The following is a 21729-nucleotide window of genomic DNA, read 5'->3' as shown; positions in this document are numbered from 1 at the left end:
CGAGTCGGCGTCGAATCGGATCGGGGGCGGGGTGCACATCTCGGCGAGGGTGGACTGCGCGGTGCGTGCCCTCGTCGACCTCGCGTCCGCGGCCCCGGCCCTGGTGAAGGCCGACGCGCTGTCCGCGTCGCAGTCGATCGCCCCGAAATTCCTCGAGGCCGTACTCGCGGATCTGCGCCGCGGCGGCCTGGTCGACAGCCGGCGCGGCCCCGACGGCGGCTACCGGCTCACCGGTTCCGCCGCCGACATCACGATCGCCGACGTCATCCGTACCGTCGAGGGCCCGCTCGCGTCGGTGCGCGGCGAGCGGCCCGAGGACGTCACGTACGACGGCGCCGCCGAGTCGCTGCAGCAGGTGTGGATCGCGGTCCGCGTCAACCTGCGTGCGGTGCTCGAGGGCGTCACGATCGCCGACGTCGCGGCCGGCGCGCTGCCGGCGTTCGTCGACGACCTCACCGCCGACCCGGAGGCCTGGCGCCGGCGTTAGGGATGTACTCGCAGGTCGGCGCGCATCTGGGTGAACAGGAACAGCCCGGCCCGGCCGGAGACCTCCTCGTACGCGCGCACCCAGTCCTCGAGAAAGTGTGGCCGGTCCTCGGGGGCCAGTCGCGACGTCCACGCGTCGGCGCCGTTGCTGCACCACGCGGCGAACGCGTCGTGCGTGCCGAAGTCCCACGTGACGTCCTGCACCGACAGGTTGGTGACGCGCAGTCCCGCGGCCGCCGCGAGGTCGGGGTAGCCGTCGGGGTCGACGTGGACGAACGGCGGCGCGAATCCGGCGAACCGGTCCACCCAGCGGGGCGAACCGGCGACCTCCATCGCGACGGTCTCGAGGCTGGGGCGGTCGCCGGCGCACACCACCTGGATCAGGGCGCGGGCGTCCGGTCGGGCCGCGGCGGCGATCGAGCCGAGCGCGCGCTGCTGCTCGACCACCCAGTGCAGCGCGTTGAACGACACCACGACGTCGAACTCGGCGCGGAACGGCAGGTCGCGGGCGTCGGCGAGGACGAACTGCACGTTCGACGTACCCGTCCCGGCCTTCGCGATCATCCGCGGGGACGCGTCGACGCCCACCGCGCGGCCGTCGGGGAGTCGTTCGGCGAGCAGTCGGGTGACGAAGCCGTCGCCGCAGCCGACGTCGAGCAGGCGGTCGTCGGGTTTCAGGTCGAGTCCGGCGATCGCGCGCGTCGCCATCGCACGCTGGAGATCGCTGGTCTGCGCGTACTGTTCGCCGTCCCAATCGGGCATGGTCGCCGCCGTTCGGTGGTCCGCCGGGTGTGCGATCAGCGTAGGCCGCGAACGGGTCTCGAGTGACCCCGATCACGCGCATTGGAAAAGTGTGCCGAAGCCCACAAAGGTGCACTTGGCTGCAACATTGCAGAGGTCTGCAATTTCGGTACCTTCGATGGAGTGGGAGAAGAACTCGGCCTCCGGGACCGGAAGAAGGCGGCGACGCGCATCGCGCTCAGCGAGGCCGCCGCACGCCTCGCGATGGAGCGGGGCATCGAACTCGTCACCGCGGACATGATCGCGTCCGAGGCGGGCGTCTCCGTCCGCACGTTCCACAACTACTTCTCCTGCAAGGAGGAGGCCGTCCTCCATCACCTCGAGGCCGAGGTACTCGAGTGGGCGGGCTGGTTGCGTGAGCGTCCCGTCGACGAGCCGATCCTCGATTCGCTCGAGCACATCGTGCGGAGGGCACTCCTCGAATCCGACCACGAGCTCGAGAAGATGCAGGCCCTCGCCGATCTCGTCGACTCGAGTCCCACGCTTCTGGCCAAGAAGATGGAGATGCACGTGCGGCTGACCCCGATGCTCGACGAGGTCATCGCCGAACGCACCGGCGCCTCCGGCCTGTACCCGAGCCTGCTGCAGATGGTGGTGGGCGCCGCGGTCAAGGCATCTCTCGACCTGTGGATGAGCGGTCGCTCGTCGGCCGACGCCCCCGAGCAACTCGTCCACGAGGCGTTCGACCACCTGCGGTCCGGCCTCGCCGTGCCCACCAGCTAGACCCGCACCCGATCACGAAGGAGCCGTCATGGCCACCTATCTCTATCGGATCGGCCGATTCGCCTACCGGCGAAAAGGCACGGTCCTGTCCATCTGGCTGGCCATCCTCGTCCTGATGGGGGTCGGCGCTGCCACCCTGTCCGGTCCGACGAACGACTCGTTCTCGATTCCCGGTACGCCCGCGCAGAAGGCGCAGGATCTGATGGCCGAGCGGTTCCCCGCGTCGGCCAAGGATCCTTTCAGTTCCATCTCCGCTCGGTACGTCTTCGCCGCCCCCGACGGCGAGACCCTCGACAGCCCGGAGAACCAGGCCGCGATGGATGCCACCCTGGCCAAGATCCGCGGCATCGACCTCGTCGACCCGGCCGCCAAGGTCGACCCGGCCACCGCATCTCCGGAGGCAGCTCAGGGTGCGCTGGTCAACCCGGTGGTCGCCGATGCCAGTCTGACCCAGATGGTGACGGCGCAGGCAGAGCAGGCCGGAACACCCGTCGACGTTGCGCTGGCGAACGCCGCGGCCCTGTCCCCGCTGAGCCCGGACAAGACGGTCGGCTACGTCGAGGTTCCCTTCGCGGGCACCTTCGAGGACGTCAATGTCGAACTGACCGACCAGGTCGCCGCCGCCGCTCAGGTCGCGCGTGACGCCGGGCTGACGGTCGAGCTCAGCGGCAGCGCCGCGCAAGCCCCCGAGATGCCGGGCGGATCTGCAGAGCTGATCGGCCTGGCCGTTGCCGCCGTCGTCCTGCTGCTCACATTCGGTTCCCTCGTCGCCGCCGGGCTCCCGCTGATCGCTGCGATCATCGGTGTCGGCATCGGCAGCCTCGGTATCACCGTCGCGACCGGATTCACCGAACTCGGATCGATGACTCCGACCCTGGCGGTGATGATCGGTCTCGCCGTGGCCATCGACTACTCGCTGTTCATCGTCTCCCGCTTCAAGCACGAGGTCAGCGTCAGTGGCAATCGCGAGGAGGCGGCGGGCCGTGCGGTCGGCACTGCCGGTTCGGCAGTCGTGTTCGCCGGCCTGACGGTGATCATCGCGCTCGTGGCGCTCCGCGTCGTCGGCATCAAGTTCCTCAGCGACATGGGTATGGCGGCGGCGTTCGCGGTGTTCGTTGCGGTGCTCGTCGCGCTGACCTTCCTGCCGGCCTTCCTCGGTCTCCTGGGCCGCAAGGCGTTTGCGGGCAAGGTCCCGTTCGTCAAGGCTCCGGACCCGGAGGCTGCGGACGCGGTCCCCGGTCCGGCCGCCCGCTATGCCGGCTGGGTCGCCCGCAAGCCCGCGATCCCGTTGATCGTCGGTATCGCGATTCTCGGAGCGCTGGCGCTGCCGGCAACCGGGCTCAAGCTGGCCCTGCCGTCCGAGAGCACCGGCGACCCCGCGACCAGCTCGCGGCAGGCCTACGACCTGGTGTCCGACGCGTTCGGTCCCGGCCGCAACGCCCCACTTCTCGTCGTCGTCGACGCCAAGGACGCCACCGTCCCGGCGCCGGAGGCCTTCGGCGAGGTGGTACGGACCATCTCCGCGCAGGACGATGTCGTCAATGCGCAGATCGTGGCGATGAACCCGGAGGGCGACACTGCACAGGTCCTGGTGACCCCCGGCAGTGCACCGACCGACGAGAAGACCATCGACTTGATGCAGTCCATCCGCGACGGTGAGGGCGCGCTCAACGAGCAGATCGGCGTCCACTACGGCGTCACCGGCCAGACCGCGCTCGAGACCGACGTCTCGGACCGCCTGCTCGAGGCACTCGTGCCGTACCTGATCATCGTGGTCGGGCTCGCGTTCATCCTGCTGATGCTGGTATTCCGCTCGATCCTGGTGCCGCTGACCGCGGCCCTGGGCTTCCTGCTCAGCGTCGCCGCCACGTTCGGTGCCACCGTCGCAATCTTCCAGGAGGGTTGGGGCGGGCTGATCGCCAACCCGCAGCCTCTGGTCAGCTTCATGCCGATCTTCCTGATCGGTGTGGTGTTCGGGCTCGCGATGGACTACCAGGTGTTCCTGGTGACCCGCATGCGCGAGGAGTATGTGCACGGCGCGTCCGCCAAGGGCGCCATGACGATCGGTTTCAGCCACGGTGCCCGCGTGGTGGCCGCTGCTGCGCTCATCATGATCTCGGTGTTCGGGGCGTTCATGCTCGAGCCCAACTCGTTCATCAAGTCGATCGGGTTCGCGCTTGCCGCGGCGGTGCTCTTCGACGCCTTCATCGTCCGCATGGTCCTCATCCCCGCGGTGATGGCACTGCTCGGCGACAAGGCGTGGTGGCTGCCCAAGTGGCTCGACAAGATCCTGCCGAACGTCGACATCGAGGGCGAGAAGCTGACCCGCGCACTACCGCGCGACAAGCAGGACCTCGAAGACGCCACGGTCTCGTAGAAGAGACTGTGAACATTCGATGAAGAGGGAGGGATCGGGCCCCGAGAAATGGGCCTGATCTCTCCTTTTTCGTCCTTCAGATTGGTAACCTTCGCAAACCATGCTGATCAGACTCCTCGGCACCTATCTGGGGCCCTACAAGCGCGACCTCGCCGGCGTCATCCTCCTCCAACTCGTCGCCACCGGCGCTGCGCTGTACCTGCCCAGCGTCAACGCCGACCTGATCGACAACGGAGTGGCGGCCGGCGACACCGGCTACATCATGTCGGCGGGCGGCAAGATGCTGCTCGTGACGTTGGTGCAGATCATCTGCTCCATCGGATCGGTGTTCTTCGGTGCCCGTGCGGCGATGGGCTTCGGCCGCGACGTGCGCGCCTCGATCGTGCACCGAGCCCGGTCGTTCTCGTCCCGCGAGTTCGGACGGTTCGGCGCCCCGTCGCTGATCACCCGCAGCACCAACGACGTGCAGCAGGTGCAGATGATGGTGGTGTTGAGCGCGACCATCCTGGTGATGGCGCCGATCATGTGCGTCGGCGGCATCATCATGGCGATCCGCGAGGACGCCGGACTGGCGTGGATCCTCGCGGTGAGCGTTCCGCTGCTCGCGCTGACCATGATCGTGATGATCACCAAGCTGGTGCCGTCGTTCCGCACCATGCAGACGCGCATCGACGCGGTGAACCGTGTTCTGCGCGAGCAGATCACCGGCATCCGCGTCGTGCGGGCGTTCGTGCGCGAGCGCTCGGAGGCCGAACGCTTCGACGAGGCCAACGGCGCCCTGACCGACACCGCACTGCGGGTCGGCCGGATGACGGCGCTGATGATCCCGCTCGTGATGATGATCGCGAACCTCACCAGCGTCGCGGTGATCTGGTTCGGCGGCCACGAGATCGACAACGGCAGCATGGGCATCGGCTCGCTGACCGCGATGCTCAGCTACATCATGCAGATCCTCATGGCCGTGATGATGGCGTCGATGATCGCGATGCTCGCCCCCCGTGCGGCGGTGTGTGCCGAGCGCATCACCGAGGTCCTCGACACCGAGCCGTCGGTGCTGGCGCCGTCGAACCCGGTCACGGTCATGGACCGCCCCGCGCTCGTCGAGCTCCGCGACGCCGAGTTCAAGTACCCCGGCGCCGACGAGCCCGTGCTGCGCGGCATCAGCTTCACCGCCGAACCCGGCAAGACCACCGCGATCATCGGCGCCACCGGCTCCGGCAAGACCACGTTGCTCGGCCTGATCCCGCGGCTCATCGACGTCACGTCGGGAGCGGTCACCGTGTCGGGCACAGACGTCCGTGAGCTCGATCCGGAGCTGCTGCGCTCCCACATCGGTCTGGTACCGCAGAAGGCGTTCCTGTTCTCCGGCACCGTCGCAACCAACCTCCGCTACGGCAAGCCCGATGCCACAGACGACGAGCTGTGGCGGGCGCTCGAGATCGCGCAGGCCGCCGACTTCGTGCGCGCCATGCCCGAGGGCCTGGAGACCCCGATCGCGCAGGGCGGCACCACCGTCTCCGGCGGACAGCGCCAGCGCCTGGCGATCGCCCGCGCCCTCGTGCGCCGGCCGTCGGTCTACCTGTTCGACGACTCCTTCTCGGCGCTCGATCTCACCACCGACGCCCGACTGCGCGCGGCGCTGCGACCCGAAACCGAGGATGCCTGCGTGATCATCGTGGCCCAGCGGGTGTCGACGATCGCCGACGCCGACCAGATCATCGTCATCGACGAGGGTGCGACCGTCGGCATCGGCACGCACGAGCAGCTGCTCGAGACGTGCGCGACGTACGTCGAGATCGTCGAGTCCCAGCGTTCGGTTCAGGAGGCGCTGTGAGCACCGCGACCCAATCCTCGCCCCCCATGCCCGGCACCCCGGGCGCGCCCGCCGCGAAGGCGGAGAACTTCGGCGCGTCCATGAAGCGTCTGCTCGGGCGGCTCGGTCCGCACCGGGTAGCGGTCACGTTCGTCCTGATCCTCGCGGTGTCGAGCGTCGTGCTGTCGGTGATCGGTCCGCGTCTGATGGGGCATGCCACCAACATCATCTTCGACGGCGTCATCGGCCGGCAGCTGCCCGAGGGCCTGACGAAGGACCAGGCCGTCGAAGGGCTGCGGGCCGCCGGTCAGAACCAGTTCGCCGACATGGTGTCCGGCATGGACGTCGTGCCCGGTGTCGGCATCGACTTCACCGAGGTCGGCCAGGTGCTCGCGCTGGTGCTGGCCCTCTACCTCGGGTCGGCGTTCGTCTCGTGGGCGGCCGCGTACCTGCTCAACAACATCGTGCAGGGCGTGGTGCGCCGGCTGCGCAACGACGTCGAGCGCAAGATCAACCGACTTCCGCTGCGCTACTTCGACTCCACGTCGCGCGGTGATCTGCTCAGCCGTGTCACCAACGACATCGACAATGTCTCGCAGAGCCTGCAGCAGACGCTGAGCCAGCTGGTGATCGCGACGCTCAGCGTCATCGGCATCCTCGCGATGATGATCGTCATCTCGCCGCTGCTGGCCCTGATCGCGGTGCTCACGGTGCCGCTGTCGGCGATCGTCGCGGCCAAGATTGCGAAGCGGTCCAAGCCGCACTTCGCGGCGGTGTGGAAGACCACCGGCGAGCTCAACGGTCAGATCGAGGAGTCCCTCACCGGCCACGAACTCGTCACCGCGTACGGCCGCGGCCGCGAGGTGCAGGCCGAGTTCCAGGTCAAGAACGAGCAGCTGTACCAGTCCGGGTTCAAGGCGCAGTTCATCTCCGGCATGGTGATGCCCGCGATCATGTTCCTGGGCAACCTGAACTACGTCGCGATCGCCGTGATCGGTGGTATGCGGGTGGCGTCGGGCACCATGAGCCTCGGTGACGTGCAGGCGTTCATCCAGTACTCGCGCCAGTTCACGCAGCCGCTCACGCAGATCGGTTCGATGGTCAACCTGCTGCAGTCGGGTATCGCGTCCGCCGAGCGCGTGTTCGCGGTCCTCGACGAGGAGGAGGAGTCGGAGGATCCCGATCCAGCGGCCACGCCCGCGCAGGCCCGCGGCCGCGTGCAGTTCGAGGACGTCCGATTCGGCTACGACGCGGAGACCCCGCTCATCGAGGGGCTCTCGCTCACCGCGGAGCCGGGTCAGATGGTCGCGATCGTCGGTCCCACAGGTGCCGGAAAGACCACGCTGGTGAACCTCATCATGCGGTTCTACGAGCTCGACGGCGGCCGGATCACCCTCGACGGCACCGACATCGCGCAGATGACCCGCGACGATCTGCGGTCCCGGATCGGCATGGTGCTGCAGGACACGTGGCTCTTCGGCGGCACGATCCGCGACAACATCGCGTACGGCCACCCGAGCGCCACCGACGAGCAGGTCCTCGAGGCCGCCCGGATGAGCTACGTCGACCGCTTCGTGCACATGCTGCCCGACGGCTACGACACGGTCATCGACGAAGAGGGCAGCAACGTCAGCGCCGGCGAGAAGCAGCTCATCACGATCGCCCGCGCGTTCATCGCGCAGCCGTCGATCCTCATCCTCGACGAGGCCACCAGCTCGGTCGACACCCGCACCGAACTGTTGGTGCAGCAGGCGACCGCGCAGTTGCGCAGTGACCGGACGAGTTTCGTGATCGCGCACCGGTTGTCCACGATCCGCGACGCCGACCTGATCGTCGTCATGGAGGACGGACACATCGTCGAGCAGGGCGGCCACGACGAGCTGCTCGAGCGGCGCGGGGCGTACTTCAACCTGTACAACAGTCAATTCGTGGGAGCGGTGGACTGACATGACGATGGAGCCGCTGGACCTGTTCGGGATCGACGCCCTCCTCTCCGACGAGGAACGCGACATCCAGGCCACGGTCCGGCGGCTCGTCGACGGTCGGCTGCGTCCGCAGCTGCCCGAATGGTTCGAATCGGGAACGCTGCCACGGGAAATCGCCCGCGAACTCGGCGGTCTCGGCTTGTTCGGCATGCACCTGCAGGGCTATGGGTGTGCGGGCACCAACGCGGTCAGTTACGGACTCGCGTGCCTCGAACTCGAGGCCGGCGACAGCGGCCTGCGCAGCTTCGTCTCGGTGCAGGGCTCGCTGTCGATGTTCTCGATCCACCGCTTCGGCTCGGAGGAACAGAAGCAGGAGTGGCTGCCGCGCTTGGCCTCCGGTGAGGCGCTCGGCTGTTTCGGCCTCACCGAACCCGATTTCGGCTCCAACCCCGCGGGCATGCGCACCCGCGCCCGCCGGGACGGCTCCGACTGGATCCTCGACGGCACCAAGATGTGGATCACCAACGGCAGCCTCGCCGACGTCGCGACCGTGTGGGCGCAGACCGACGACGGTGTGCGCGGCTTCCTCGTCCCCACCGGCACACCGGGATTCACTGCCAATGCCGTGCACGGCAAGCTGTCCATGCGGGCGTCGGTGACGTCCGAGTTGGTGCTCGACGGCGTCCGCCTGCCGGCGTCGGCGCAGCTACCGGAGGCGCGGGGGCTGGGCGCACCGTTGTCGTGCCTCAACGAGGCCCGGTTCGGCATCGTGTTCGGGGCGCTCGGCGCGGCCCGGGACAGTCTCGAGACCGCGATCTCCTACGCCGGCACCCGCGAGGTGTTCGACCGGCCGCTCGCCGGATACCAGCTGACGCAGGAGAAGCTGGCCGACATGACCCTCGAACTCGGCAAGGGCATGCTGCTGGCGATCCAGTTGGGGCGCATCAAGGATCGCGGCGAGGTCACGCCCGACCAGATCAGCGTCGGCAAGCTCAACAACGTCCGCGAGGCTATCGCGATCGCCCGCGAGTGCCGGACCATCCTCGGCGCCAACGGCATCACCCTCGAATACTCGCCGCTGCGCCACGCCAACAACCTCGAGTCGGTGCTCACCTACGAGGGCACCAGCGAGATGCATCTGCTGTCGATCGGGCGGGCGCTGACGGGGCACGCGGCGTTCCGCTGACACTGGCGGCTACCGACTCGGTTCGAATTTCTTCTGCCAGTGAGCTAGCAATGATGCCAAAGGCTGTCAAACACATCAATATGAAGGAGTTTTCGACCCATGGGTAGGTGGAGTTGGGTTCCGTGGAAGCGAGATCCCGAGGGGCAAGACTCGGGGCCCGCAGCGCCCGGCCTGACGTCGGTGCCCCGAGTGGTCGTGTACCAGAACTCGGATTTCGTCGGCAGTCTCACGCAGGCGGCTACGAACACGGGGCTGGCGCGGACGGGGGAGGAAGAGTTTCAGCATGGCCTCGAACGCGGGGAAACGCGCGGCCGTGGGAGCAAGGCTCAGCTGGGCGGGAAGGCGCAAGCGCCCTTCGTCGGTGGTGTTTCGGTCGATGTGGGTGGCAACTCTGACCGTTCGAGAACTGAGAGTGAGGCAAGGTCGCGTCGGCTTCGTGTCGACGTGTCGTACGACATCGCCTTGCATTTGCATCGGCTGCATGATGCACTCGGCGACCAGACTGCAGTCGTCGAGAACGCGGATGATGATATTGGGGTCGGGGACATCGTGAAGTTTACCGGCACCTTCGGTCCTGACCCCGTCAGTGCTGTCCTTGACATCGCGAGCCCCGAGTTGGTTGCTGAGATAACCAGATTCGTGTCCAGGTCGAAACGTCCGGCAGTGACTGAAGACTTTTTCGACATCGACAAGCTGAAAGGGCAGTGGGAGTACATCGAACAACAGGCCACGGCACGGTCAGATTTGGCAAGAGCTGTCACGGCGGCACTGCATACCGATTTCCGGCGGGATGCCACGATCGAGTTTCACTGCGAGATTGCCGCGGGAATTACCGGTGTTGTCGTATGCGAGGCAGAACATTTCGTTACCGCTGACCCTGATCGACTCCTCGATGGCGAGTTCACTGTGTTCGGAAAGGTGATCACTCCGCCCGAGGACAATGTTCACATTTTGCGGAAGAACAAATTCCTCCGTCGGATTGACCCCGACTTCCTTGGGTGGATGTTCGAGACCATCACCGATGGCGTCGAGCGGGCCAACGATGGACAGCTGAATCGGTTTGCGCGGCAGTTCGACCGCAACAGCAAGACTGCGCCGCCGATCGACCTCCACTTCCCCGCAGTGATCGAAGGAAGATCGTTCGCAGTTCTGCCAATCGCGATCTACGCGTAGGTCTGAGTCGGGGCCGGTGAGGGGCGCAGAACTCTCCCCGCGACCGGAAGTCCCGCTCATCCGACGAGATCTGCCGACGTCGCCGATTCGCCAGCCGATACGCTGGACCCGCGCCCGGACCCACCGCTCAGGAGAGTGCCTCATGGCCGTCGCCACCGCCGAACACGTCACCCGCGAACAGTTGCTCGACTTCATCAGGTCACGGCACCGCAGTGTGCTCATTGCTCGTAAACAATCGGGCGGACTGCAGATTTCGCCCGTGACGTCGGGTCTCGACGCCGAGGGCCGGATCGTGATCTCGACGTACCCGCAGCGGGCCAAAGCCGCCAACATCCGCCGCGATCCGCACGTGAGCGTGTGCGTGCTCTCGGACGACTTCAACGGCGCGTACGTGCAGATCGACGGCACCGCCGAGGTCCTCGACATGCCCGACGCACTCGAGCCGCTCGTCGAGTACTTCCGGTGCATCTCGGGCGAACACCCGGACTGGGACGAGTACCGTGACGCGATGCGCATGCAGGGCAAGAGCCTGATCCGGATCACGATCGACGAGTGGGGTCCGATCGCGACCGGAGGGTTCCCGCCGCACCTCGCGCGCGACTGAGCGGGCTCCCGTCAGCTGGCGGGGTCGTACGCGAACGCGCGTACCTCCTGTGCGCAGCGGCAGGCGGCCGCGAACTTCGCGGCCCATTCCAGTGCCGCCTCGCGGGTGGGCACCTCGAGCACCGTGTAACCGCCCTCGAGCTGCCTCGTCTGTGGGTACGTGCCCTCGGTCACCGTGCCGTCGCCGTCGACCAGGACCGGCGGAACGCTCTCGTCGATTCCGCCACCGAACACCCAGACACCGGCCGCCTTCGCCTCCTCCACCACGGCGTGCGCCGCATCCGAGACTGTCTGCAGCTCCTCGGGTGGAAGGTCCAGGGCGTCACTCGGGAAAGAGATCAGATACTTCGTCATCGCGTCCATTCCTTCTGCTCGTCGGCGGTATCGGGCCTATCCTTGCCGATATGGGTCCTGTCATGATGAAAACCGTTCGCCGACTGGCCGTTTGTGCCGGCGTCGTGGCAGGTGGCGCGCTGGCGCCGACCGCGATCGCCTCTGCCGCGGTGACCGTTCCGTTCCAGATCCCTCCGGCCCCGTACGGGAATCCGAACGGCAGCTTCGACGCCCCCGCGGTGCGCTGTGCGGCCGTGGTCGACGAACTGGCCGGCGCGGTGACGATCACCGGCGGCAACGCGGGCGGGTGGGGATGCCTGCTCTCGTCCGACGTGCACTGGCTGAATCTGTCTACGGGCGCATCGGGTTCGGCTCGACTGTCGGACGGGCTCAACGGGATCCCTGCGGCAGTAACCCTGCAGACCGGGCCCGGACAGATCGCCGTGGCGGTCCTGTCCGCGACACCCGGGCCGATCACCCCGGGTGTCGCGACCTTCCAGGTCCCGTAGGGCTCAGATCATCGCGCGGTGGATGCCCTGCGGTTCGCCGCCGAGTTCGGTGAGCGCCGAGGCGTAGAAGATCGACCCGGGCACGTGGATCGCGTGCACCAGGCCGGCGTGGGCGTCTCGCCAGAACCGCTGCATCGGCGTCTTCATCTGCAGCGCGCCGCCGCCGGCGCGGGCGAAGACCTCGTCCACCGCGCGCACGGCCCGCCACGCGGCCGCCGTCTGGGTGCGTCGGCCGATGGCCCGCTCCTCGAAGCTGACCGTCTCACCGCGCTCGGTCATGTCCCAGAACCGGTCGACGGTGGACAGGATCGCCGCCCGGGACGCGGCGATCTCCGCAGCCGCCTCGCTGATCGCGAACAGTACGTGCGGATCCTCCTTGGCGGCGGTGCCCGCGACGGTGATCCGGGTCCGCTGCGCCGCCATGTGGCATGCCAGCGCACCCTCGGCCATGCCGATGAGCGACGACGTGATGCCGAGCGGGAAGATGCACGAGAACGGGAAGTTGTAGAGCGTCTCGCCGCGGCCGGCCTCCTTGGGCGCGGTGCCGTCGAACACCTTCGACGCGTCCAGCGTGCGATGGGTCGGGATGAACGCGTCCTTGACGATGAGGTCCTTGCTGCCGGTGCCGCGCAGGCCGACGACGTCCCAGCTGTCGTGGTCGATTTCGTAGTCGCTGCGGGGGAGCAGTACGTGCAGGATCTGTGGCGGCATCAACCGGTTGCCGTCCCGGTCGCCGACGGCCGCGCCGATCATCACCCACTGGCAGTGATCGGTGCCCGACGAGAACGACCAGCGCCCGTTGAGAATGAACCCGCCGTCGGTCGGTACCGCGACACCCATCGGCGCGTACGGCGACGCCATCCAGGTGTCGGGATCCTTACCCCACACCTCGTCCTGGGCCTTCGGGTCGAAGAACGCCAGCTCCCAGGAGTGCACGCCGACGATGCCGCCGACCCAGCCGGTGGCGCCGTCCATCGCGCCGATCGCCATCGCGGTCTCCGCGAACTCCCGGGGGTGCGCCTCGAGGCCGCCGTGGCCCTTGGGCTGCAGCATCCGGATGACGCCGGCCTCCTTCAGACGCTTGGCGTTGGCGTCGGACAGGCGCATCAGCTTGTCGCCCTCGACGCCGTCCGCGCGGATCTCGTCCGCGTACTGCTCGATCCGATCCAGAACGTGTGCCATGTGACATCCCTCGTCTCTGTTTGCCCCGATCCGGCTGAACGTCTCAATAGTAGAACGTGTTCACCATTACGAAGCGCACGGTTGCTGGGAAGCCGAGGGAAATATTTGCAGGCAATGAGCCATGTCTACGGAAAACTCGAGAAGATCGAGTTATCCAAAGTGGAACACGTTTCAGTTGGTTCGCGGTTGGATTGTGCGGTTCACATCTTCCCGTAACGCGCCAGGACGAAGCAGTACGCGCCGTAGGCGATGATCCCGAGTCCGGCTGCGACGAGGAGAACCTGACCGAACGGGACCGTTCCCAGCGTCTTGACGGCGCCATCCAGCCCGCTGGCCTTGGCGGGATCGGTCGTGAACGTGGCGACGACGACCAGGACGCCCGCCCCGCAGATGGCGAGGCCCTTCGCGATGTAGCCCACCACGCCGAGGGGCGTGGCCACCCGGGGCAGGTCGCCGCGGTGCAGGTCGTCGAGGAACTTCTTCTTGCCACCCTTGTATACGTGGTAGCCGCCGATGCCGATGATCACCAAGCCGGCGGCGACGAGAAGTGCCTTGCCGCCGGTGGATTGCATCAGCCGAGCACTCAGGCTCACGTTCTGCTCGGTACTCGACTTTCCGCCGCCGCGGGCGAACTGGAACGCCGTGAAGGCCAGTGCGAGGTAGGCCACCGCGACACCGACGGTCTTGACCCGGTCCAGCGCGGACGGCTCCTCGACGTCGGATCGCTTCCCGGCGACGGCCTCCACCGCCCGCCACGCGGCCAGCGCGGCCAGTGTCACCGCCGCCACCCACAGGGCCACGCGTCCGCCCGGCTGTGAGGCCAGGGTCGTCAGGGCGCCGGACTGGTCGGCGGTTCCGCCGTCGCCGAACGCCAGTCGGATGATGATGTAGCCGATGAGCAGGTGCACGACCCCGCTCGCTGCCTGGCCGATGCGGGCGATCTTCTCGAAGGCGGGATGCTGGGCCGAATTGGCGGTTCCCGCCGTGGTGCGTGGTGTCACGCGAGGCCTCCGTTCCTGCGGTGGTCCTTGACGCGAAAAAGCGTATCGCCGCGCCACGTCGCCTGCCCGGGACGAGAGGAACCGCACGTCACGCGGGCGTGGGTGGCGAAATCGTTCCCCCGGGGTGGGTTGTTCCGCTCGGAACCTCGGAGCACGCTCGAAACATGAGCGAATCACTTGTAGCCAAGGAAGCCGATCGGGTGCTCAAGTCCAAACATCGGGCGGTGTGGGCGTCGGGCGACTACCCGGCCGTCGCGGAGGATGTCATCCCCGAACTCGGCGCGGTCCTCGCCCGGGCGTCGGGTGTGCACGACGGTCAGCGGGTGCTCGACGTCGGCGCGGGCACCGGCAACGCCGCGATCCCCGCCGCGCTGTCCGGCGCCGACGTCGTGGCGTCGGACCTCACGCCCGAACTGTTCGACCGGGGCCGTGAACTCGCGGCCAAGCGCGGCGCCCACCTCGAGTGGAAGGAGGCGGACGCCGAGGCGCTGCCCTTCGCGGACGACGACTTCGACGTCGTGCTGTCGTGCGTGGGAGTGATGTTCGCGCCGCACCACCAGGCGAGCGCCGACGAGCTGGTCCGGGTGTGCAAGCCGGGTGGCACCATCGGTCTGCTCAACTGGACGCCGGACGGTTTCATCGGCCGGATGTTCGCCGCGATGAAGCCGTACGCGCCGCCGCCCCCGCCCGGGGCGCAGCCGCCGCCGCGCTGGGGCGACGAAGCTCACGTGCGGGAACTGCTCGGCGACCGGGTCACCGATGTCGTCGCGCAGCGCGACACCGTCCGCGTCGACCACTTCGACCGCCCCGAGGCGTTCCGCGACTACTTCAAGGCCAACTACGGGCCGACGATCGCGGTGTACAAGGCGATATCCGACGATCCGGACAAGGTGGCGGCGCTCGATCGCGACCTCGCGGACCTGGCCCGACAGTTCGACGTCGGCGACGGATCGTTCGCGATGGACTGGGAGTACCTGCTGCTCACCGCGCACGAGCGCGCGTAGCCCGGAGGCGGGGAGGGGTGTCCGGCCTGTGACACTATGGCCAGGTGAGTGATGTTGTGCCGACCCCGTCCGACCCGTTCTTCACGGTGGGCACACGCCTGCCCGACCGGCTGGGCCGCACCGGCACCATCCACACCCCGCACGGGGACATCCAGACGCCCGCGTTCATCGCGGTCGGCACCAAGGCGACCGTCAAGGCGGTGCTGCCGGAGTCGATGAAGGACCTCGGCACGCAGGCCGTGCTCGCCAACGCGTACCACCTGTACCTGCAGCCGGGATCGGACATCGTCGACGAGGCCGGTGGCCTGGGCAAGTTCATGAACTGGGACGGCCCCACCTTCACCGACAGCGGCGGCTTCCAGGTGATGTCGCTCGGTGTCGGCTTCAAGAAGGTGCTCGCGATGGAGGCCGTCGGCGTCCAGTCCGACGACGTCATCGCCGAGGGCAAGCAGCGTCTCGCGCACGTCGACGACGACGGCGTCACGTTCAAGTCGCACCTCGACGGCTCGGCGCACCGGTTCACCCCGGAGGTGTCGATGCAGATCCAGCACCAGCTGGGCGCCGACATCATGTTCGCGTTCGACGAGCTGACCACGCTGCTCAACACCCGCGGCTACCAGGAGCAGTCCGTCGAGCGGACGCAGGCCTGGGCGGTGCGGTGCATCGCCGAGCACGAGAAGCTCACCGCCGAGCGCGCGCACCGGCCGTACCAGGCGCTGTTCGGCGTGGTGCAGGGCGCGCAGTACGAGGATCTGCGTCGTCAGGCCGCCCGCGGTCTGGAGACCATCACCGGTGTGAGCGGCCGGGGCTTCGACGGCTACGGCATCGGCGGCGCGCTCGAGAAGCAGAACCTCGGAACCATCGTGCGCTGGGTCAACGAGGAGCTGCCCGAGCACAAGCCGCGGCACATGCTCGGCATCAGCGAGCCCGACGACATGTTCGTCGCGATCGAGAACGGCGCCGACACGTTCGACTGCGTCAACCCGTCCCGGGTGGCGCGCAACGCCGCGATCTACCACCCGGACGGCCGCTTCAACATCAACACTGCACGGTTCCGCCGGGACTTCACCCCGATCGACGACGAGTGCGACTGCTACACGTGCGCCAACTACACGCGCGCGTACATCCACCACCTGTTCAAGGCGAAGGAGATGCTCGCCTCGACGCTCTGCACCATCCACAACGAGCGGTTCACCGTGCGTCTGGTGGACCGGATCCGGGAGAGCATCGAGGGCGGCTACTTCGACGAGTACAAGGCGGAGATGCTGGGTCGGTTCTACGGCAACAAGCCGTCCTCGACCGGCGCATAGGCCGGTTCGCGCTTCTTCACGAACGCGATCACCCGGTAGGTCACCGGCATCACCAGGATCTCGACGAGGGTCTTCCACACGAAGCCGACAATCAAGTAGTTGATGAAGTCTTCCCACGTCGAGATGCCGATCGCGCCGGCGGCGATGGAGCAGAAGATCAGGGTGTCGGCGAACTCGCCGACCACCGTCGAGCCGATCAGCCGCGCCCACAGGTGCTTCTCCCGGGTGCGCTCCTTGATGAGCACCAGCACCGCCGAGTTGAGCAACTGGCCGACCAGGTAGCCGGCCAGGCCGGCGATCAGCAGCCGCGGCACCACGCCGACGACGGCGTCGAACGCGGCCTCGTTCTCGTAGAAGTCGGCCGACGGCAGCTGCTGGGTGATCCAGAAGCTGAGCGCCGCGATCAGCAGCGAGCCGAAACCGATGTAGATCGCGCGGCGGGTGGCCTTGAAGCCGTACACCTCGCTGAGCACGTCGCCGACCACGTACGCGAGTGGGAAGAGGAAGAAGCCGCCGTCGGTGATGATCGGCAGGACCTGGAACGGGCCGACCGAGACGTCCTGGTCGACGAAGAATGCCACCCCCTTGGTGGCGCAGATATTCGATATCAGCAGAGTCGCCGTGAACAGGGCCACCAGGGTGGCGTAATAGCCGCGGTGGACGGGGGCGAAGGACGCCGGATCTGACGCGTGGGGCGGGGACTGCACGGGCTCTGTCACCGCGCAATCCAAGCATTAGACAGGGTGTGACGCCGATCCGCACCCCGTCCCCGCCCGTTTTGCACCGTACTGCTCCCGAGGATCACACGGGAGCAGTACGGCGCGGACGTAGCGGTCAGCGACGCTTGAGTTCCTTGACGTCCTCGGAAATCTTGATCACCGCGACGTAGAACTCGAGCACGATCCGGAACAGTGCGAGCCAGACGATGAAGAGCAAGGGGCCGATGATCAGCGCCAGCAAACCGAACCCGAGCGAGGCGGAAAAAGCCGATGCGATTCCGAACAGGAGCCAGAGGCCGAAGATGACGGTCATCAGGATGTAGACGACCTTGACGACCTTCGGGGTGACGTAGCTGTTGAAGTTGAAGTCGAAGAGCGCAGAGAAGAAGCTGGTGGGCGGCGGTCCCTGCGGCGGTGCCGGCGGTGCCGGTGCGTATCCGCCGAAGCCGGGTCCGGGCGGAGGACCGGGGTAGCCGGGGACGGGCTGCGCCGCGCCGCCGGAGTTGTTCGGACCGTGAGTATCGCCGGTGTTCATGTTCCCCCTCGTTCAGGCATGTCGGGTATCGAGCATGAACACAATACGGTCAGGTTGGTTTTATTCGGTCAAGGCGCGACCGGTCCGCCGACGGTCACGCGGTACGCGTAGGTCGACGCGATGATCGACAGCGGCACCGTGATGAGCAGCCCGAGGCCGAACGGGATGGCCCCGAGGATGTTCAGCCCGAACAGTGCGAGCGCGAGCAGCAGCAGCGTGCCCCAGTTCGACGAGATCGCCTGGTAGCTGGACTTGATCGCGCCGATCGGGTCTCGGTTCTGATCGATCACGAACTGCAGGGTCCAGAACGTCAGGAAGATCGCGATGACGCCGGGAATGATGCACAGGATCAGTCCGACCGTGGCCAGCACGCCGATGAGGAAGGACGCCACGATGACCGCACCCACGTTGCGGATCTGGAAGAACGATCCGATGGACGGCTTGGTGCCGTCGGTCTCCTGCAGCGCTCCCGTCACGAAGGCCGCCTGGAGCAGGTAGCCGACGATGATCGAGACCAGCCCGCCGATGACGGACACGGCGTTGTTGCCGCTGGCGAAGGCCCAGTTGAGCAGGGCCTGGATGGCACCGGCGATCAGCATCAGCACGACCCACGACAGCGCGTTGGAGGAGAACTTGCGCCACCCGTAGGAGATGGCGTCGCCCACCCGGAGCCCCGATCCGGGTCCGGACTGACCGTAGCCGGAGTCGTAGGCCGGCGGGGGTGGCGGATAGGAGCCGGGCGGGGGAGGGTAGCCGCCCGGGGGTGGCGGGTAGTTGCCCGGTGGCGGGTAGTTCCCCGGTGGAGGCGGAGGTGGATAGCCGCCGCCCGGGCCCGGCGGGGGTGGGTAGCCGCCGGGGGGAGGCGGCGGGTAGTTGCCTGGAGGCGGGCCGGGCGGTGGGTAGCCGCCGGGTGGCGGTGGCGGCGGGTAGTTGCCGGGCGGTGGTGGCGGCGGGGTACCTCCGGGCCGCGGCCGGTCGTCGCCCTGCTCCGGTTCGTCGTTCGGGCCCTGTCCACCAGTGGTCATGGCTGCACCTGTTTCGTCGGGGCATACGGCGGTGTTCGAACGTCTGGACCGAGACGCTACGTGGCAGCTGGTTGGTTCGGTTGCCCTATCGGGACACGATCAGGCTTCGATCACCCACGGATCGGTGGGAATTCTGTCGGGATTCCAACGATCGAGAAGTATTGCGGGACTGACTGTTTCGCCAGGTTCGGCCAGCTTCAGGGATCGGGCGAGGATGCCCAGTACCTCCTGGGGGTCGTGCCCCAGCGCGGCTTGGTCCGCGAGCGTGACCGCGCCGTCCCGTTTGGCGAGTCGCTTGCCTTCGGTGTTGAGTGCCAGCGGCACGTGCGCATAGGTCGGCGCGGGCAACCCGAGCAGCCCCGCGAGGTATGCCTGGCGCGGCGCCGACGACAGCAGGTCGTCGCCGCGGACCACCTGGTCGATGCCCTGGGCGGCATCGTCGACGACGACCGCGAGGTTGTAGGCCGGGATGCCGTCACCGCGTCGGAGCACCAGGTCGTCGACGGTGCCGGTGTAGTCGCCGTGCAGGACGTCGTGGACGGTGAACCGGTCGGTGCCCGCCCGCAGCCGGATCGCCGGCGGACGCCCGCCGGCCCGCCGCTCCTCGAGCGCCTCGCCCGACAGGTCCCGGCACGTGCCCGGGTAGGCGCCCGCCGGCGCGTGCGGCGCCGACGCGGCCTTCAGGATCTCCTTGCGCGTGCAGAAGCACTCGTACGTCAGGCCGGCGCGCTGCAGGCGGGCGATCGCCGCGTCGTAGAGCGGCAGCCGCGCCGACTGGTACTCGACGTCGTCGTCCCAGTCGAGGCCGAGTGCGGCGAGGTCGGCGAGTTGGCGTTCCGCCGCGCCCGGCCGCACCCGGTCGAGATCCTCGACCCGGATGAGGAAGTGCCGACCGGTGGACCGGGCAAACAGCCACGCCAGCAGGGCGGTGCGGAGATTGCCGAGGTGCAGGTCGCCGGAGGGGCTGGGGGCGAATCGTCCCGCTTGCGTCGATGGGTCGACCTGGTTCGGCATTGCTGCAGCTTATCGAGGTCGTGGCGGTCGCTTTGCGTCCGGTCGAGGTGGACGAATCCCGTAGCCAACGGTGGTCCGGGGGCGTAGCGTCCACAGTGCTGAGCTTGTGCCGGTTGCCGTCCTGTAGGTCGTTGCGTCGAGCGGACCGTGACCGGTCACGCCTCGACGAGGGAGCGCGCCCCATCGGGTGGCGTGCGGTCAGGAGGACCGGTGGCCACCGTTGCATCCGAACCTGTTGCCGTCCGCCCGTATCCGGCGAGGTTCGCCCGCAAGGGCGCACTCATCTATCGCGTGATCACGACGACGGATCCCAAGGTGCTCGGGATCATGTACCTGATCACGTCGTTCGCGTTCTTCATGTTCGGTGGCCTGCTGGCGCTGCTCATGCGCGCCGAACTCGCACTGCCGGGCCTGCAGTTCCTGTCGAACGAGCAGTACAACCAGCTGTTCACGATGCACGGCACGATCATGCTGCTGCTGTACGCGACGCCCATCGTCTTCGGTTTCGCGAATTACATTCTGCCGCTGCAGATCGGCGCCCCCGACGTCGCGTTCCCGCGGCTCAACGCCTTCAGTTACTGGCTGTATCTGTTCGGCGGCATCATCGCCAGCGCCGGCTTCATCACCCCCGGCGGTGCGGCCGACTTCGGCTGGACCGCGTACTCGCCTCTCACCGATGCCCTCCACTCGCCGGGCATGGGCGCCAACCTGTGGATCATGGGCCTCGCGCTCAGCGGCCTCGGCACCATCCTCGGCGCGGTCAACATGATCACCACGGTGATCTGCCTGCGCGCGCCCGGCATGACGATGTTCCGGATGCCGATCTTCACGTGGAACATCTTCATCACCAGCATCCTGATCCTGGTGGCGTTCCCGATCCTCACGTCGGCGCTGATGGGGCTGTTCGCCGACCGCGTGGTGGGGGCCCACGTCTACGACCCCGCGACCGGTGGCGTCCTGCTGTGGCAGCACCTGTTCTGGTTCTTCGGCCACCCCGAGGTGTACATCGTCGCGCTGCCGTTCTTCGGCATCATCTCGGAGATCCTGCCGGTGTTCTCGCGCAAGCCGATCTTCGGTTACACCGGTCTCGTCTACGCGACGATCGCGATCTCGGCGCTGTCCGTCGCGGTGTGGGCGCACCACATGTATGCCACGGGAGCCGTGCTGCTGCCGTTCTTCTCGTTCATGACGTTCCTCATCGCGGTGCCGACCGGCGTGAAGTTCTTCAACTGGATCGGCACGATGTGGCGCGGTCAGTTGACGTTCGAGTCCGCCATGCTGTTCTCGATCGGCTTCATCGTCACGTTCCTGTTCGGTGGTCTGTCCGGGGTGCTGCTGGCGAGCCCGCCGATCGACTGGCACGTCACCGATTCGTACTTCGTGATCGCGCACTTCCACTACGTGCTGTTCGGCACCATCGTGTTCGCGACCTACGCGGGCATCTACTTCTGGTTCCCGAAGATGACCGGACGCCTGCTCGACGAGCGGCTCGGCAAGTGGCACTTCTGGTTGACGTTCATCGGCTTCCACACCACGTTCCTGGTGCAGCACTGGCTCGGCGCCGAGGGCATGCCGCGCCGGTACGCCGACTACCTGCCGAGCGACGGCTTCACCGTGCTGAACTCGGTGTCGACCGTCGGCTCGTTCATCCTCGGCGCGTCGACGCTGCCGTTCCTGTGGAACGTCTTCAAGAGTTTCCGCTACGGCACCGTCGTCACCGTCGACGACCCGTGGGGGTACGGCAACTCGCTGGAATGGGCCACCACCTGCCCGCCGCCCCGGCACAACTTCACCGAGCTGCCCCGAATCCGTTCGGAGCGACCGGCATTCGAGCTGCACTACCCGCACATGGTGGAGCGGCTGCGGGCCGAGGCGCACGTCGGTCCGGGGCACGCGGCCCGGCAGGCGACCGCGGTCATCGAGAGCAGCGACCGGGAGGCGGACACCGACCGGACGCCGCCACCGGAGGAGGAGCGCCACGGCCGACCCAGCGGCGACACATGACGTCGC

At 67.5% G+C, this 21729-nt stretch carries 20 protein-coding genes; 12 read left to right on the top strand and 8 right to left on the bottom strand.

The features are described 5' to 3' along the window. Positions 1-31 precede the first annotated feature (31 nt). Positions 32-487 carry an RrF2 family transcriptional regulator gene (locus LCL87_RS16195; protein ID WP_225021588.1) on the top strand — a complete coding sequence of 152 codons (456 nt, stop codon included), beginning with the start codon at positions 32-34 and terminating at the stop codon, positions 485-487. On the opposite strand, the gene LCL87_RS16190 is transcribed toward LCL87_RS16195, so the two are convergent. Continuing rightward, positions 484-1248, bottom strand: coding sequence for a class I SAM-dependent methyltransferase (locus tag LCL87_RS16190; protein ID WP_225021367.1), 765 nt, complete (start codon positions 1246-1248; stop codon positions 484-486). The two genes, LCL87_RS16195 and LCL87_RS16190, sit on opposite strands and share 4 nt — an antisense overlap. A 162-nt stretch (positions 1249-1410) precedes the next feature. Between LCL87_RS16190 and LCL87_RS16185 the strand changes: the two genes are divergently transcribed. From LCL87_RS16185 to LCL87_RS16155, 7 genes are all read left to right on the top strand, one after another. Beyond that, positions 1411-2010 (top strand): TetR/AcrR family transcriptional regulator, encoded by a 600-nt coding sequence (locus tag LCL87_RS16185; protein WP_225021365.1) that lies wholly within the window; start codon positions 1411-1413, stop codon positions 2008-2010. Positions 2011-2038: 28 nt separating this feature from the next. Beyond that, positions 2039-4387: an MMPL family transporter gene (locus LCL87_RS16180; RefSeq protein ID WP_225021363.1), complete on the top strand. Its 2349-nt coding sequence runs from the start codon at positions 2039-2041 to the stop codon at positions 4385-4387. 100 nt (positions 4388-4487) lie between these two features. Continuing rightward, on the top strand, positions 4488-6221 hold the full coding sequence (locus tag LCL87_RS16175) for an ABC transporter ATP-binding protein (protein WP_225021361.1): 1734 nt from the start codon (positions 4488-4490) through the stop codon (positions 6219-6221). Between the two features lie 26 nt (positions 6222-6247). Beyond that, entirely contained in the window at positions 6248-8146 is a 1899-nt protein-coding gene (locus LCL87_RS16170) for an ABC transporter ATP-binding protein (protein WP_225021586.1), read from the top strand. Position 8147: 1 nt separating this feature from the next. Then, the gene (locus LCL87_RS16165; protein WP_225021359.1) at positions 8148-9311 is read left to right on the top strand and encodes an acyl-CoA dehydrogenase family protein; all 1164 of its coding nucleotides are present in this window, start codon (positions 8148-8150) and stop codon (positions 9309-9311) included. Positions 9312-9500: 189 nt separating this feature from the next. After that, complete coding sequence (locus LCL87_RS16160) at positions 9501-10484, top strand: DUF6414 family protein (RefSeq protein WP_225021357.1); 984 nt, start codon at positions 9501-9503, stop codon at positions 10482-10484. Positions 10485-10626: 142 nt separating this feature from the next. Beyond that, complete coding sequence (locus LCL87_RS16155) at positions 10627-11088, top strand: PPOX class F420-dependent oxidoreductase (protein ID WP_225021356.1); 462 nt, start codon at positions 10627-10629, stop codon at positions 11086-11088. Between the two features lie 11 nt (positions 11089-11099). Here LCL87_RS16155 and LCL87_RS16150 read toward each other — a convergent pair whose 3' ends face one another. Continuing rightward, positions 11100-11441, bottom strand: coding sequence for a YciI family protein (locus tag LCL87_RS16150; protein WP_225021354.1), 342 nt, complete (start codon positions 11439-11441; stop codon positions 11100-11102). Between the two features lie 65 nt (positions 11442-11506). Between LCL87_RS16150 and LCL87_RS16145 the strand changes: the two genes are divergently transcribed. Beyond that, on the top strand, positions 11507-11929 hold the full coding sequence (locus LCL87_RS16145) for a flagellar basal body L-ring protein FlgH (RefSeq protein ID WP_225021584.1): 423 nt from the start codon (positions 11507-11509) through the stop codon (positions 11927-11929). Positions 11930-11932: 3 nt separating this feature from the next. On the opposite strand, the gene LCL87_RS16140 is transcribed toward LCL87_RS16145, so the two are convergent. Together LCL87_RS16140 and LCL87_RS16135 are read right to left on the bottom strand one after the other, a co-directional pair. Further along, a complete protein-coding gene (locus LCL87_RS16140; RefSeq protein WP_225021352.1) occupies positions 11933-13111 on the bottom strand; it encodes an acyl-CoA dehydrogenase family protein in 1179 nt (392 codons plus the stop codon). 200 nt (positions 13112-13311) lie between these two features. Continuing rightward, a complete protein-coding gene (locus tag LCL87_RS16135; protein ID WP_225021350.1) occupies positions 13312-14112 on the bottom strand; it encodes a DUF1206 domain-containing protein in 801 nt (266 codons plus the stop codon). 164 nt (positions 14113-14276) lie between these two features. Between LCL87_RS16135 and LCL87_RS16130 the strand changes: the two genes are divergently transcribed. Next, the gene (locus LCL87_RS16130) at positions 14277-15116 is read left to right on the top strand and encodes a class I SAM-dependent methyltransferase (protein WP_225021348.1); all 840 of its coding nucleotides are present in this window, start codon (positions 14277-14279) and stop codon (positions 15114-15116) included. 44 nt (positions 15117-15160) lie between these two features. Beyond that, positions 15161-16426 carry a tRNA guanosine(34) transglycosylase Tgt gene (tgt, locus tag LCL87_RS16125; RefSeq protein ID WP_225021346.1) on the top strand — a complete coding sequence of 422 codons (1266 nt, stop codon included), beginning with the start codon at positions 15161-15163 and terminating at the stop codon, positions 16424-16426. Here the strand turns inward: tgt and LCL87_RS16120 are convergent. From LCL87_RS16120 to gluQRS, 4 genes are all read right to left on the bottom strand, one after another. Next, complete coding sequence (locus LCL87_RS16120) at positions 16393-17145, bottom strand: queuosine precursor transporter (protein ID WP_225021344.1); 753 nt, start codon at positions 17143-17145, stop codon at positions 16393-16395. The genes tgt and LCL87_RS16120 overlap by 34 nt on opposite strands. Positions 17146-17260: 115 nt before the next feature. Then, on the bottom strand, positions 17261-17680 hold the full coding sequence (locus LCL87_RS16115) for a DUF4282 domain-containing protein (RefSeq protein WP_225021342.1): 420 nt from the start codon (positions 17678-17680) through the stop codon (positions 17261-17263). 68 nt (positions 17681-17748) lie between these two features. Next, complete coding sequence (locus LCL87_RS16110) at positions 17749-18705, bottom strand: DUF2189 domain-containing protein (RefSeq protein WP_225021340.1); 957 nt, start codon at positions 18703-18705, stop codon at positions 17749-17751. A gap of 99 nt (positions 18706-18804) precedes the next feature. Next, positions 18805-19719, bottom strand: coding sequence for a tRNA glutamyl-Q(34) synthetase GluQRS (gene gluQRS / locus LCL87_RS16105; protein ID WP_225021338.1), 915 nt, complete (start codon positions 19717-19719; stop codon positions 18805-18807). Positions 19720-19929: 210 nt separating this feature from the next. Between gluQRS and ctaD the strand changes: the two genes are divergently transcribed. Then, entirely contained in the window at positions 19930-21723 is a 1794-nt protein-coding gene (gene ctaD, locus LCL87_RS16100) for an aa3-type cytochrome oxidase subunit I (protein WP_225021335.1), read from the top strand. Positions 21724-21729 lie beyond the last annotated feature (6 nt).

The sequence above is a fragment of the Prescottella equi genome, from assembly GCF_020171745.1.
GTDB classification, from domain to species: Bacteria; Actinomycetota; Actinomycetes; order Mycobacteriales; family Mycobacteriaceae; genus Prescottella; species Prescottella equi_A.
Note: the sequence above shows the minus strand (reverse complement) of the source record. Positions and strands in the feature narration are given on the sequence as shown.